This window comes from Herminiimonas contaminans, from assembly GCF_015645465.1.
In the GTDB taxonomy this organism is placed as follows: domain Bacteria; phylum Pseudomonadota; class Gammaproteobacteria; order Burkholderiales; family Burkholderiaceae_D; genus Oxalicibacterium; species Oxalicibacterium contaminans.
This window is the reverse complement of record NZ_JADOEL010000015.1, coordinates 33,107-46,725: the sequence shown is the minus strand read 5'-3', so window position 1 is coordinate 46,725 and position 13,619 is coordinate 33,107. Positions and strand designations below refer to the sequence as shown.

General features: G+C 58.9%; 16 protein-coding genes. 7 read left to right on the top strand and 9 right to left on the bottom strand.

What is annotated here, in order from left to right:
- Positions 1–127: 127 nt before the first annotated feature.
- On the top strand, positions 128–511 hold the full coding sequence (locus tag IXC47_RS15685) for a hypothetical protein (protein WP_195876240.1): 384 nt from the start codon (positions 128–130) through the stop codon (positions 509–511).
- A 14-nt stretch (positions 512–525) separates the two neighbouring features.
- Here the strand turns inward: IXC47_RS15685 and argS are convergent, their stop codons facing one another.
- From argS to IXC47_RS15660, 5 genes are all read right to left on the bottom strand, one after another.
- Positions 526–2,259, bottom strand: coding sequence for an arginine--tRNA ligase (gene argS / locus IXC47_RS15680; RefSeq protein ID WP_195876239.1), 1,734 nt, complete (start codon positions 2,257–2,259; stop codon positions 526–528).
- Between the two features lie 206 nt (positions 2,260–2,465).
- Positions 2,466–2,972, bottom strand: coding sequence for a peptide-methionine (S)-S-oxide reductase MsrA (msrA, locus tag IXC47_RS15675; protein ID WP_195876238.1), 507 nt, complete (start codon positions 2,970–2,972; stop codon positions 2,466–2,468).
- Positions 2,969–3,412 (bottom strand): peptide-methionine (R)-S-oxide reductase MsrB, encoded by a 444-nt coding sequence (msrB, locus tag IXC47_RS15670; protein ID WP_195876237.1) that lies wholly within the window; start codon positions 3,410–3,412, stop codon positions 2,969–2,971. The genes msrA (IXC47_RS15675) and msrB (IXC47_RS15670) overlap by 4 nt, the downstream gene beginning before the upstream one ends.
- A 183-nt stretch (positions 3,413–3,595) precedes the next feature.
- Positions 3,596–4,579: a cation diffusion facilitator family transporter gene (locus IXC47_RS15665; protein ID WP_230089600.1), complete on the bottom strand. Its 984-nt coding sequence runs from the start codon at positions 4,577–4,579 to the stop codon at positions 3,596–3,598.
- Entirely contained in the window at positions 4,569–5,144 is a 576-nt protein-coding gene (locus tag IXC47_RS15660; protein ID WP_195876236.1) for a hypothetical protein, read from the bottom strand. Before IXC47_RS15660 ends, IXC47_RS15665 begins: the two co-directional genes overlap by 11 nt.
- 112 nt (positions 5,145–5,256) lie before the next feature.
- Here IXC47_RS15660 and IXC47_RS15655 point away from each other — a divergent pair, with 112 nt between their 5' ends.
- Positions 5,257–5,487, top strand: a complete 231-nt coding sequence (locus tag IXC47_RS15655) for a hypothetical protein (RefSeq protein ID WP_195876235.1) — start codon at positions 5,257–5,259, stop codon at positions 5,485–5,487.
- 584 nt (positions 5,488–6,071) lie between these two features.
- On the opposite strand, the gene IXC47_RS15650 is transcribed toward IXC47_RS15655, so the two are convergent.
- The gene (locus IXC47_RS15650; protein WP_326838417.1) at positions 6,072–6,536 is read right to left on the bottom strand and encodes a cache domain-containing protein; all 465 of its coding nucleotides are present in this window, start codon (positions 6,534–6,536) and stop codon (positions 6,072–6,074) included.
- 347 nt (positions 6,537–6,883) lie between these two features.
- On the opposite strand from IXC47_RS15650, the gene IXC47_RS15645 reads away from it, so the two are divergent.
- Positions 6,884–7,405, top strand: a complete 522-nt coding sequence (locus IXC47_RS15645; RefSeq protein ID WP_326838416.1) for a LysR substrate-binding domain-containing protein — start codon at positions 6,884–6,886, stop codon at positions 7,403–7,405.
- Positions 7,406–7,509: 104 nt separating this feature from the next.
- On the opposite strand, the gene msrA (IXC47_RS15640) is transcribed toward IXC47_RS15645, so the two are convergent.
- Together msrA (IXC47_RS15640) and msrB (IXC47_RS15635) are read right to left on the bottom strand one after the other, a co-directional pair.
- Complete coding sequence (msrA, locus tag IXC47_RS15640; RefSeq protein WP_195876233.1) at positions 7,510–8,016, bottom strand: peptide-methionine (S)-S-oxide reductase MsrA; 507 nt, start codon at positions 8,014–8,016, stop codon at positions 7,510–7,512.
- Positions 8,013–8,456, bottom strand: a complete 444-nt coding sequence (msrB, locus tag IXC47_RS15635) for a peptide-methionine (R)-S-oxide reductase MsrB (RefSeq protein WP_195876232.1) — start codon at positions 8,454–8,456, stop codon at positions 8,013–8,015. Before msrB (IXC47_RS15635) ends, msrA (IXC47_RS15640) begins: the two co-directional genes overlap by 4 nt.
- Before the next feature lie 391 nt (positions 8,457–8,847).
- Between msrB (IXC47_RS15635) and IXC47_RS15630 the strand changes: the two genes are divergently transcribed.
- Positions 8,848–9,207 (top strand): MCP four helix bundle domain-containing protein, encoded by a 360-nt coding sequence (locus IXC47_RS15630; RefSeq protein ID WP_195876231.1) that lies wholly within the window; start codon positions 8,848–8,850, stop codon positions 9,205–9,207.
- Here IXC47_RS15630 and IXC47_RS15625 read toward each other — a convergent pair.
- Positions 9,160–10,110 (bottom strand): IS481 family transposase, encoded by a 951-nt coding sequence (locus tag IXC47_RS15625; protein ID WP_195876230.1) that lies wholly within the window; start codon positions 10,108–10,110, stop codon positions 9,160–9,162. The genes IXC47_RS15630 and IXC47_RS15625 overlap by 48 nt on opposite strands.
- Here IXC47_RS15625 and IXC47_RS15620 point away from each other — a divergent pair.
- The 3 genes from IXC47_RS15620 (at position 10,099) to IXC47_RS15610 (ending at position 13,580) form a co-directional block, all read left to right on the top strand.
- Entirely contained in the window at positions 10,099–11,544 is a 1,446-nt protein-coding gene (locus IXC47_RS15620; protein WP_195876229.1) for a methyl-accepting chemotaxis protein, read from the top strand. The two genes, IXC47_RS15625 and IXC47_RS15620, sit on opposite strands and share 12 nt — an antisense overlap.
- Before the next feature lie 89 nt (positions 11,545–11,633).
- Positions 11,634–12,191 carry a hypothetical protein gene (locus IXC47_RS15615; RefSeq protein WP_195876228.1) on the top strand — a complete coding sequence of 186 codons (558 nt, stop codon included), beginning with the start codon at positions 11,634–11,636 and terminating at the stop codon, positions 12,189–12,191.
- Between the two features lie 66 nt (positions 12,192–12,257).
- Positions 12,258–13,580 carry a GAF domain-containing sensor histidine kinase gene (locus tag IXC47_RS15610; RefSeq protein ID WP_326838415.1) on the top strand — a complete coding sequence of 441 codons (1,323 nt, stop codon included), beginning with the start codon at positions 12,258–12,260 and terminating at the stop codon, positions 13,578–13,580.
- Positions 13,581–13,619: the final 39 nt, after the last annotated feature.

The following is a 13,619-nucleotide window of genomic DNA, read 5'->3' as shown; positions in this document are numbered from 1 at the left end:
CCGATGCTCGGAACGACGCGCTCGCCGCCCAAGCCGAGAATCGGCACCGCTGCTTGTAACAGAGTTCACCGCAAACCGCTGGCGCGAAAGCGAGGGCGCATGTCCTTGCTGCGGCAGGCGCAGCAGCTTGGCCTGGGGCGGCGTGTCCAGCACCGACGCGGTCTGCGCTGTCTACTTTGTGCATTGGGCAGGCGCGGCACCGGACCATCCGGCGCACGTGGACCTGATCGTCGGGCCATGGGGAAAAGACGGCCGCGCCGGCGAGCGCCGGCTGGTGGCGCTACGCTACCAGCCCCGGCCGGGCGGCGGCGAGCTGGTCGTGATCGATGGTGCCGGCCGGCCGGCTGCGGCTCTGCCACTGGGGGCGCATGCCCTTACTCCCGCCACGTTGGCGGCGGCGCCGGACGCCAGCCGCATCCAGGCGATGCTGGCGGCGTTGTGGATGAGTGAGCCGGCCGTCGCCGAACTGCGCGCACTCGACGTCATGACCATGCCGAACGCGCCGTCGTAACAAGCCCTGCCGTCTCATTGCGCGGCAGGCCTCTCGCGTTCCATTTTTTGAGGAGCCGAGACGCCGATGAGTGCCAGGCCGTTGCGCAGCACCTGGCGGGTGGCGACCATTAGCGCGATGCGCGCCGCTTTCAGCGCCGCGTCGTCGACCAGCACGCGTTCGGCGAAGTAGAAACTGTGCAGGTCGGCAGCCAGGTCGCGCAAATAGAAGGCGATCTGGTGGGGGGCCAACTCGGCCTGGGCGCGCGCCAGCGTTTCAGGATAGGCCGCCAACGTTGCCAGCAGCGCCGCCTCGGTCGGCGCGGTCAGCGGCGACAGGTCGACGCCGGCCAAGTCGGCTTCGGCGCCGGTCCACTGCTCCAGCATGCGGCAGATACGGGCGTGGGCGTACTGCACGTAATACACCGGATTCTCATCCGAGGTCTTCAGCGCCACATCGACGTCGAACACGAATTCGGTGTCGGCCTTGCGCGAGATAAGGAAAAAGCGCACCGCGTCGCGGCCTTTTTCGATGTCGCCGCCGCCGGACCATTCGATCAGATCGCGCACCGTCACATAGGACCCGGCGCGCTTGGATATCTTCACCTCGGCGCCGTCCTTCATCACGGTGACCATCTTGTGCAGCACGTAGTCGGGGAAACCCTGCGGGATGCCAAGGTAGACCGCCTGTAGGCCGGCGCGTACGCGGGCGATGGTGCCGTGGTGGTCCGCGCCCTGGACATTGATCGCCTGGCCGAAGCCGCGCTGGAACTTGACGATGTGGTACGCCACGTCCGGCACGAAATAGGTGTAGCTGTCGTCGGACTTGCGCATGACGCGGTTCTTGTCGTCGCCGTAGTCCTCGGTGCGCAGCCACACCGCGCCCGCCTCCTCGTAGGTCTTGCCGGATCTGTTGAGCATATCGACCGCCGCGTCGACCTTGCCTTCGGCATACAGCGACGATTCGAGGTAGTAGTTGTCGAACTTGACGCCGAAGGCCTGCAGGTCGATATCCTGCTCGTTGCGCAGATAGGTCACGGCGAAGCGGCGGATCGAGTCGATGTCGTCGACGTCGCCCGAAGCCGCCGCCGGCGAGCCGTCTGAGGCAGCCACGGTTTTCCTGGCGCTGAAGTCGGCGGCGATGTCGGCGATGTAGTCGCCGTTGTACGCCGATTCGGGCCAGGCGGCATCGCCAGGCTTATGGCCGCGCAGGCGCGCCTGCACCGAGTTGGCCAGGGTCTGAATTTGCACGCCGGCGTCGTTGTAATAAAATTCGCGGGTCACGTCGTAGCCCTGGGCGCTGAACAGCGATGACAGCGCGTCGCCCAGCGCGGCCTGACGGCCATGGCCGACGTGCAGCGGGCCGGTCGGGTTGGCAGAGACGAATTCGATAATGACGCTCTTGCCCGCGCCAACGTCGCTGCTGCCGTAGTCTGCGCCTTGTGCCAGCACGGCCTTGATCACGGCTTGCCTGGCGGCGGCGGTCACGCGCAGGTTGATAAAGCCCGGTCCGGCGATGTCGACCGATTCCACCAGGCCTTTGCCCGCCGGGTTGGCCAGCAGCGCCTCGACCACTTTGGCGGCCAGTTCGCGCGGATTCATTTTCAGCTGCCTGGCCAGTTGCATGGCGACGTTGCAGGCCACGTCGCCGTGCGATGGGTCGCGCGGACGCTCCAACACAACGGTGCCGACGACGTCGGTGCCGGCCAATACAGCTGCCAGGGCGGCCTGGAACAGGGCGGTGATTTCTTGTTTTTGTCGGGCGAGCATGAGCAATTTCCATCCAGAGGTTGATGAGATAACTCGTCCCACGGACTATAGCGTTCGCCCCGGAAGTTCTTCCTTCCGGATCGCTGCGACCGGCCGCTATCGGGAGACACTGGATCAGTGGGCGGCGATCCCTGGCCAGTGCCGGGGGAACGGGAGATCAGCCGATCAGCCGATCTCCCGTTGCTGCTTGCGCTTACTGGCGATCGTCAACCCGTCGCCCGTTTCGGTAGCACCCAATCGGGCCGAACGAAGTGACAGGTATAACCGTTCGGTCGTTTCAGCAAATAGTCCTGATGGTCGGCTTCCGCCTCCCAGAAGACGCCCGCTGCCTTGACCTGAGTGGCGACCTTGCCTTTCCAAAGGCCGGAGGCCTCCACATCAGCGATCGTCTCTTGTGCTACCCGGTGCTGATCCTCGTCGACGTAAAAAATCGCCGAGCGGTAGGAACTGCCCATGTCGTTTCCCTGCCGATTTACCGTAGTCGGGTCATGGATCTGGAAGAAGAACTCCAGGATGGCCCTGAAATCGGTGACGTCGGCATCGTATACGATTTCGATCGCTTCGGCATGGGTGCCGTGGACGCGATAGGTGGCGTTCACCGTGTCGCCGCCGCTATAGCCAACCCGCGTTTCCAGCACGCCCGGGCGCTTGCGAATCAGATCCTGCATGCCCCAGAAACAGCCTCCTGCCAGTATCGTGCGATGGCGGTTCATTGTTCCTCCACCTGATCGAGGTAGGCTCCATAACCTTCGGCCTCCATGTCCTCACGCTTCACGAAGCGGAGCGAAGCCGAATTGATGCAGTAGCGCAGCCCCCCTCGGTCGCTTGGCCCGTCGGAGAAAACATGACCGAGATGGCTGTCGCCAAAAGTCGACCGCACTTCGGTGCGTATCATGCCGTGCTCCGTGTCGCGCAGCTCATTCACGTATGCCGGAACGACCGGCCTGGTGAAGCTGGGCCAGCCGCAGCCGGAATCGAATTTGTCGGACGAGGCGAATAGCGGTTCTCCCGACACGATGTCCACGTAAATGCCGGTCTCCTCGTGGTCGTTGTATTCTCCGGTTCCTGGACGTTCGGTTCCGCGCTTCTGCGTAACCCGATACTGCTCCGAAGTTAGCCGCCGAACGGCCTCTTCAGTCTTAGCGTAAGCCATAGCAAATTCCTTCCGATCAGGCGAGTGGTTCTGAAGTGTGAAGGATCAATTGTTGGTGAACAATCTACCAATTCTTGGCCATTTCCATCCAGAGGTTGATGAGACAACTTGTCCCTGTACTAAGACTACTATACATTAATTATATGCTTCAGTCATGTAGGTTTTCTTGTTTTGGATTGCTTGCTACCCCTGATCGGCCAGACTCCTGCGGCGGACGGCCGTGAAGTAGACGGTCAGCCAGTCCGCAGTGCGCAGTCCACCCAGTTCTACCGCAACTTCGCTGCGGATTGCGTCGAGTTCCGCCACGGTGAAGACGTCGCAATCCATCGGCGTGATGAACCCGATTTCGATAAACCGCGCCCGGCCAATCCGGGCGACGTACGACTGATGGTCGATAAAGCCGTGTCTGGTCACCAGTTTGCCGGCGACTGCGCGCACCTGCCGGTTGAGGTCGGCCGGTGCCACCTGCAGGATCTCGCGGCCTGACCGATAGATCGAGGAGATCGGGAAGGGCAGCATCCCGCCCGTCAGTAAAATCAGCACGACAGGGTCGATGTACGGCATCAGCCAAGCCGCATTGCTACCCTCCAGAGCGCGCGCCAGCAAGAAGGAAACGCAGAGGCCTCCGCTCATCAGCCCGCCAAAAAGCCATCCCCAGGTGTCCGATTCAAGCAGTCTCGATTCAAGCCCGCGGCAGCACCGCTGCATGTACAAAAAGGCCGCCACACTTAGGCAGCTGCTTACCGCTGCATACATGATCGCTATGTCGTAGCTAATTACCCGGCCACCACTCATCAGGCTGCTGACGCCACCCAGCAGCCCGTAAGCGCAGACGAAAATGCGCACCGTGCCGCTGACCAGCGAAAGGATGGGCTCCAGGTGCCAATAACCAAATTGGAAGCGGCAGTCGGCGCCGCGGGCGATGAGGCGCGAGGCGTGCCACGCGAGCAGCGTCATGGCCACATCGATGGCGTCGAACATTCCATCGAAGACGATCGACTGCGCGCCGGATATCAGTCCCAGCAGGATGCTCAGCAGCGACAACGCCGCCGTTGCGCACGCGGACCGCAGCAGGAGAGTTTGCTCCTTCTTATGCGAGTCGGCGTCGATGGCAACATGAGACGAATAAGCCTCCATCGGCAATGGAGGGCGGCCGTCACCCCACATCAGGCATTGGCTCCAGCGTTGCGCAGGCTGAAGCGCTGTGAGAGATCGCCTGATACAGCGCCGCGCGGACACTTTCCGGCATAGGCAAATCGTTGGTTTCATAACGATCAAGGAAAACGAAATTGCTTGCCTTCAGCCCTGTTACGAGCGAGCAGGGTTCGCCCCTGCACGCCGCCAATGCAACTGCCCGCAGGTACCTGGTCAAAGCGGGTTTTGCCGAGCCTTTGCGCACGAAGCGATACATTCCGCTGACTTTGTGCCCGTCGCTGTAGGTGATCTCGAATTCGCAATCTAAGGTGCCGCCAAATTCTAGAGACCAATCCACCAGGATTTTGTCGGCCCCCGAAAACGATCTCAGCACGGCCAGGGCACTGCGTGGGCGCTCATGTAAGGTGATCACAGCCATGCCAACTATTTCGGGTTCGAGAACGGAGCTAGTATTGGCGGACGCTTGTTCGGACGAAGACTTAAACTCTGTTTGGCTCATCACGTTGCCCGTAATCGAGGGAGTTGGACGTCGAAAGGCAATGCTGGCAGTTGCCGCCGTCCCGAATAGCCAGGACATGCCAATGCACCAATTGCGAGCAATTTCGATAACGCGGACTCGCGATAGATGGCGATTACTATATACCAATTGCATGCCTTGGTCATGCATTTTTGGTGGCTGATCAGCCTGAGTGGACGTCGTGCTTGCGCGTCTCGCCAGCATTCCGCGTATTTCGGTGCTCGCCGTGATGCACGACAGCGTGCGGCAGATCGCCGGCAAGATCAACGCCCTTGAAAACTGCGAACCGGTGGCCGAGGTCGTCGACCGCAGCAAAGGGTACTCGCCTGAACAAACATGCTCGACAACTACTATCCTTGGCTCCGGCCACTGTTGTATGTATGTGAAGGGAGAGCTTCGTTGATGAATGGCCCAGATTCCCATATCGCGTCGATAAATAGGGGTAGTTCCTCCGAAAAAGGTGAAGGTATGGCCTCTCTGGCAGCGAGTGCTCGGCCGCAATATAGCGGGCTGTTCGCCAGGCGTTTCTCACTATCGATTTGAACGAATCGTCCGCCTTGCGGTTTTCGGCGATAGGCTAGCGTGACAAGGACTCTGGCACTTGCTTGACTGTCAAGTCCCCAAGGACCAAGTATGAGATCAATATGTGGGACATGCTGCGGTCGATCTCGTGTCCAGCTCACGAGATAAACCGCGCGAATCCCGTTTTGTGCAAAGATTCCACCCAAAATCACGTGAGCCTCGCCATCGCAACAAGGGCATACTTGGGTTGAGTCACTCCAGGGGACTGCTCGAAACGGGGGGGGATGGGACGGCGCAAGTGTTCGTGGTGTCTTTATAGTCATTTCGTCAGCCATACTAATTCGTAACGCCGGTTGTCAGAACGCGTCGGTTTCTGCCATCTGGAGTTTTGTTCTACCGCCAACTCTATGAAATGCAACCCGAACGACAGCTTAGTTCGGAGAAGCGGGGAAGTAACCGTAAGCGCTATTTATAGATACCCGATCCAACCAACATGTCGTCCACGCGGATGACATATCCCGATTTCTGCTCGATAGTCTTGCTAGTTGGGTTTGGCCACTTGAAGTCAACCCAGCCCTTCCCATCGCCACTCTTTGCGGTGGCGATCATCTCTTTAATCATCGCTTTTCCTTCCTGATCTTTCAACTCAAGCAGGTTCTTGCCAACCATCTTGGGATTGTTACCGTGCGCCAGAGCCACACCGTTCATGTCGTAGACATAAACGTATAAATCGCGATCATGGAAGTTGATGTTCTTTTGATCAGATATCTCGGCAAACGCCTTCTCCTTGCCTGCCGATTTGATCAAGGCAGCGGCCTTGGTAGCCATTGCTATCGCTTCCCCAGGGGTGGCACGGTCGGCAGCCAAAGCGCCGGTAGAAAGAGTGGCCGCTACCAAGCAAACGGTCGCCATGCGAGACAATAAACGCACTGTAGTTCTCCTGATTTATGACTTCTGGCACGATATGTGTGACTGAATCATATAGTATTAACGCAAGAATCGCGACAAAAATCGAGATTGGGGTGCTTGCGGGCCTTCAACTTCGCGCCCAGGAAGAAGCTGTGGAACTTGTGAGGATGGCGCGAGCTAGCATTTCGCATGTGGCCGCGATGCGGCAGGAGGCATCCAGGGGCCAATGCGCTCGAACACCTTGATCAGGGCCGCGACCTCGGCTTCATTCGCGAGGCCCGCTGTCATCGCCGCAGCTTCGCCGCCCATGCCTTCGATCCGAGCCAGCACCGGCCACCACCTGCGAGCGCCGTTGTGTCCTCGACCTGGTGATTGACGACAGCATGGCCGATATCGTCGCCGGAGGCTTCGATGCCGGTATCCGGTCCGGGGCACATGTCCATGGCGACATGATCGCTGTACGATTAACACCCTACCTGCGCGCGGCCGTGGTGGCATCTCCAATGTACATGGCGTCGCGAGGCTTACCTGCGACGCCGCACGACTTGCACGAGCACCGATGCATCAACTACCGCTGGGGCCATGATGGGGCGGTCCATCGTTGGACGTTTACGCGCGGCGGCGAAACATTGGAGATACGGGTTGACCCCGCGATCACGGTCAATGACACGAACCTGATCGCCAAGTTTGCGCTGGAGGGGCTTGGATTCGCATACATACTTGAGGATGTCGTCGCTGAACACCTGACGGAGGGCCGCCTTGTGCGGGTGCTTGAAGATTGGTGCCCGCCCGGCGCTGGCTTTCATTTATATTATTCCGGAAGTCGCCATAGGTCGGCACCGCTTCGCGCATTGATTGAACTCTTCCGATTCAAATCGGTTTCTGACTAATCATCGCTGCCAAGGGTGGCATTGGTGCCGAGTCGGCGATCCCTGACCAGTGCAGCAGGGGGGGCGCACCAGCCGCCTCCACTGCTGCGGGCCTTGTCGGTGAGTCACTCCGCCGCCCGTTTTGGGAGAACCCAATCCGGACGAATGAAGTGACAGGTATAACCATTCGGACGTCTTTCCAGATAGTCCTGATGTTCGGGTTCCGCCTCCCAGAAGGCACCCGCCAGCTCGACCTGCGTGGCGACCTTGCCGTTCCAAATGCCGGATGCGTCCACGTCGGCTATCGTAGCTTCCGCAACGCGACGCTGATCCTCGTCTACGTAGAAAATCGCCGAACGGTACGAACTTCCCCTGTCGTTCCCCTGCCTATCTACCGTTGTCGGGTCGTGAATCTGGAAGAAGAACTCCAGAATGGCCCGATAGTCGGTGACGTCGGTGTCGTACACTATCTCGATCGCTTCGGCGTGGGTGCCGTGGTTGCGGTAGGTCGCGTTCGGCGTGTCTCCGCCGCTATATCCAACCCGCGTTCCCAGGACACCAGGGCGCTTGCGGATCAGATCCTGCATGCCCCAGAAACAGCCCCCGGCAAGTATTGCACGATTGCGGCTCATATATCCCCCACCTGATCGAGGTAGTCTCCGTAACCTTCGGCCTGCATGTTCTCACGTGCCACGAATCGGAGAGACGCCGAATTAATGCAGTAGCGCAGCCCCCCTCGGTTGGACGGGCCGTCCTTGAACACGTGCCCCAGATGGCTGTCACCAAAGTTCGAGCGCACTTCCACACGGGTCATGCCGTGCGACGTGTCGCGTATTTCATTCACGTTTGCCGGGACGATCGGCTTGGTAAAGCTAGGCCACCCGCATCCGGAATCGAACTTGTCGGACGACGCAAAAAGCGGTTCTCCCGAAACGATGTCCACGTAAATGCCCACCTCCTTGTGATCATTGTATTCTCCAGTTCCTGCACGTTCGGTCCCGCTTTTTTGCGTGACCCGATACTGCTCCGGAGTTAGCCGTCGAACGGCCTCTTCGGTCTTAGCGTAAGCCATAGGAAAATCCCTTCCAGTTTAGAGATTGGTACTGAAGTGCGAGCGATCATCCAGAGGTTGATGAAGCAACTTGTTTCGTCGCATCGACCACTATAGCATAATTATATGCCCCAGTCATGCATGTGCAAGATTTTGTATCCCTTGCTTCGTTGCTGGCGAGGGCGGTAACGTTGCCGCATAGCACTTTTCTTCCGTGTCAGAATAGAAACAGAACTGCAATCGCGACGGGTCATGGGTTGACATTCCAAGTGGGTGTTGGCTAAACTATATGATTGAGTCATGTAGTTTGCCGGTCTAATCCAGGCCAAACGCCAAGTGGCGCCAAGCGAACGTTGGCAGGCGTTTGAGCCATCTAGGCTCAAATCCAAAAGATAGCTTATGGAGGCTGATAATGTTTCGTAAAAAACTGACAGTAGCAGGTCGCTTGGCGTTTGGATTCGGCGTGCTTTTACTACTGATGATCTTTGTTGTGCTGATCGGAATCACGCGACTCCAGTCCGTGGATGAAGTAGCGGAGACATTGATTGATAAAGACCGGGTGATCGCTGACGCCATCAGCCACGTGGATATACTGATGCGCTCGAACGGATTAGCGACGCTGGAACTGGTGATCAACAACGATGCCGCGCGTGCCGGGCAGATTCGAAGCCAGGTTGCGCTGAACAAGGAAAAGATCACGTCAGCGCTGGCGACGCTGGGTGCGCTAGATGTGAAGTTGCAAGAGGTTATTCGGACTAGATCCGAGCCGTGACATCGGTGCCTTGCCAGCAATACCCTGATGCGGCCGGTGCCAGTTGTAGTGATGATTCCATTCCTTGAGCATGTGGGCACGTTCCAGTGAGTTGTTATAAACGAAGCCGTAAGCCCATTCACGCAGGGCGGACTGGATGAAGCGTTCGGCCTTGCCATTGGTCTGCGGTCGATATGGCCGCGTAAAGCGGTGCTTGACTTCGATCTGACTGCAAGTCGCCTTGAATGACCTGGAGCGAAAGGCTGAACCGTTGTCGGTCAACAAGGCTTTGGGGCGCACCCCGAGCGCGCAGAAATAGGCGTGGGTATTGGCGAGGAAACGGTTGGCATTTTCTTGGGTTTCGTCAGGGTAGAGTTCCGTGAAGGCGATGCGGGCATGGTCGTCAATGGCGATAAACAAGACTTCCCATCCGGCGCCGCGCGTACGGTCGCGCCGGCTTCCTGTCGCACGATGACCGGTGGCTTCAATGCGTCCGAGCTTCTTGGTATCAATATGAATCAGGTCGCCCGGTTGCGCATGCTCATAGCGCTGCACCGGCTCGACGGGATCGAGATCGCTCAGTTTGGAGAGGCCGGCACGCGTCAGCACACGGCTGACCGTCGCCTTCGATATCTGCAGGTACTGGGCAATCCTGGCCTGCGTCATGCGCTTCTTGCGTAGCTCGACAACGATCAGCGCCTTGCCCGCGTCCAGTGCCAAAGGGCTGTGTGCGGGACGCGACGAGCGATCCATCAAGCCTTCGCGGCCCTCGGCAAGGAAGCGCCCCAGCCATTTGCGCACGGTCGCCTCGCTCACGGCATAGCGGACAGCGGCCTGGCAGAGCGGCAGGCGGTGATGCAGGACGTCTTCGACCATCTCGACTCGACGAATCAGCGTTAATCGGGCATTCTTATGGATGTTCATTCGGTTGGTTTCCTTGAGAACTGGGGGTTTGGCGATTTCCAGTGTCTCAAATCCAATCCGAATGAACCACAACAACCTATTGAAACATCACAGCTAGACCAGGCGGTGGCTAGCAAAGCACTGCTGACTACCATTGCGAAGGAGCGCGCCAGCTATGTGGAATCTTTCACTCTGGTGGAAAAGATGGTTGAGCAGGGCAATACTGCTGGAGCAAGCTCGGAGCTGATTTTGCGGACGATCCCGATTCTAGCGGCGCTTCAGGCGCCGATTACCGCGCTTTCGGAGCAGCAGACACAGACGACAATTGCCCGGGGAGCGGAGGTCAAGCATATCATCAAGGCGGCTTACTTCATGCTCGCGGTAATTAGCAGCATCGCCATTGGTATCGCAGCGGTGATCGCGTTATCCATTTCCCGTAGCCTCACCCGGCAACTGGGCGGCGAGCCGGAATATGTCGCCTGCATTGCCAGGGCTGTGGCATCCGGCGACCTGACGATGAACGTGCAAACCAAGGAGAGCGACAAAAGCAGCCTGCTCTTCTCTATGAAAGAAATGTGCTACAGGCTCTCTTGCAATATCGGGCGGGTTCAAGGAGGGACCGATACGATTGCGACCGCGTCGAGTCAAATTGCCGCTGGAAACTTGGACCTGTCGTCGCGCACAGAACAGCAAGCGAGCGCGCTGGAGGAAACCGCGTCGTCGATGGAGCAGCTGTCGTCGACCGTGAAGCAAAACGCCGCGCATGCAAAGCAGGCAAACACACTTGCAATCTCTGCTTCGGACGTGGCGATTCGGGGCGGCGCGGTCGTCGCCCAAGTCGTGGAGACGATGGGATCGATCAACGATTCAGCGAAGAAGATCGTCGATATCATCGACGTTATCGACGGGATCGCTTTTCAGACCAATATACTGGCGCTTAACGCTGCGGTTGAAGCAGCTCGTGCCGGAGAACAAGGACGCGGATTTGCCGTCGTTGCCTCCGAAGTAAGGAACTTAGCGCAGCGCTCCGCCAGCGCCGCTAAAGAAATCAAACTGCTGATCGACGATTCGGTTGAAAAGGTGGAAACCGGGAGCCGCTTAGTTGACCAGGCAGGCGCGACGATGGAAGAGATAGTCGCCTCGGTGCGACGCGTCACCGACATCATGAGCGAGATCACTACCGCGAGTATGGAGCAAGAGTCCGGGATCCAGCAGATCAATCAAGCCATCAACGAGATGGATTCGGTGACGCAGCAGAACGCCGCGCTGGTTGAACAAGCTGCGGGCGCGGCAGCAGCGCTGCAGGATCAAGCAGCGGCCCTGATGGAAGTGGTTCACGTATTCAAGCTCGACCAAGCATTCGCAAGGCGCGGAGTGGAAAGCAATCCCGATTCGTTCTTGCTGCTTTCCACCGAAACCGGTCCTACCCGGGCCTTGGTTCCCGGCAGACATTGAGAGGCTCGATCGTGTCCTCGCATTCTTCGCACCAACACCCGGACCTTCCATTACACTCGGGCCGTCTCCCTGACACGGGCCACATAGCGATGCAAGCATTCATTCTCATCGAATGTAGCGGCAAGATTTTGGAATGTGTACTGCGGCTGGCAACGATAGCTATGGCGGAAAGTGCGAACGTCACCGAGACCATACGCTCGCTGCTGGGAAATCTGGATAAAAATTCGGCGACCTTGGTGCCGCTGTCATCCAAGAGTATTGGAGGCGGCTTAGACTTTCTCCGAGGCGTGGCGAGACAGGCGGCTCAGGCAAGCTTGAATATGCACAAGTTGATAGGCGAGACGCATGAAGTGTCTCAGAGCCGCCAATGGATAAATCAGGTGCCCGGTGATTCGATCTGCAAGATTCAGCGTCGGCTCTGTGAAACGCTTGAACCTTGGATACAGGTTCCTCCAGACGGACAGGAGAAGTTACCAGAACGGCTGCTGAGGGAACGGCTAACGGCAATGCTGGATGTAGCGAAGCAGCATATCGCCGTTGCAAACACCGCACTGCATTCGGTGGAACGATTTCAAGTCACCATTACAAAAATTGTTCGCGCGATTGAACAAGGCGCGGGCGGCTTGCCCCCCGGCCAGCCGCCATAGTATATTTGTTCGGCGATATCAACCGTCAACCTTCCTTGGCGGCTCGCATAGCGGGAGGTACAGGCTGTGATCCACCATGCTAGCGAAATACCCGAAAGCTTCCTCGCCAAATGGCAAAAAACCGCCGACGTCATGGCCGGCATCTTCGACGTGCCGGCGGGACTGATCATGCGGGTGCTACCTGACGAGATCGAGGTGCTGGTGGCTAGCCGCGGCGAGGACAATCCCTACGAGGCCGAGGAGAAAGCCAAACTGAACACAGGCTTGTACTGCGAAACCGTGATGGCCACGCGCGCGCTGCTGCACGTGCCTCATGCGCTGGAGGACCCGCACTGGGCACACAATCCGGACGTGGCGCTGAATATGGTGTCATACCTGGGCGTGCCCCTCATGTGGCCGGACAACGAGGTGTTTGGCGCCATCTGTGTCCTCGATAATAAAAAGCGCGATTACCAGGACAAATACGTCGAACTGCTGTGGGAGATCAAGAAGAGCATCGAGCGCGATTTCGTCGTCATCGAGCAGCAGCGGCAACTGGTAGCCAACAACAACGAACTGCGAGGGGCGCTGGAGCGGCTGACGGCGCTGCAGGACGAGTTGCTGCGCTCCGAGAAGCTGGCCGCGCTCGGCGCCGTGGTGGCCGGCATTTCGCATGAACTCAACACGCCGATCGGCAACAGCCTGCTGGCCGCCAGCACGCTGCAATGCCATGCCGCCGATTTCGCGGCCGACATGGGACGCGGCCTGACGCGCAGCCGTATGCAGGAATTCGTCGGTACGGTCGAACAGGGTGCGGCCATTTTGATGCGCAGCCTGGAGCATGCAGCGAAGCTGCTCGGCACTTTCAAGCAATTGGTGGAAGACCAGTCGGCGGCCGACCGGCGCCGCTTCGACCTCGGCGACACCGTGCGCAAAGTGCTGGTGGAACTCGGCCACGCCATCCAGGACAGCGGCCACCGCGTCCACTGCGCAATCGAGCCTGGCATAGAGATGGAAAGCTACCCGCAGCAATTGGCGCTGGTGGTGACGCACCTGGTCTCGAACGCCGTGCGGCATGCCTTCCTGCCCGGCACCGGGGGCACCGTGCGCATTTCTGCTCAACCGGACGGCCTGGGGCAGGTGGCGCTCACCGTCAGCGACGACGGTGTGGGCATCCCGCAGGCCAACCTGGGACGGGTGTTCGACCCCTTCTTTACCACGCGCCTGGGCCACGGCGGCAGCGGGCTGGGACTGCACATTGTCTACAAACTCGTGACGGCAACGTTGCACGGCAGCGTGGAAGTCAGCAGTGAACCGGGGCAGGGTGCATGCTTTACCGTGGTGCTGCCGCTGTCGGCGCCTGCCGCGATGCAAAAGCCCGAAACGGGTACGCGAATACAACGGACTTGACGAGAAGCATTCCCCCGTCCCCCAAAATAGCTAATAATC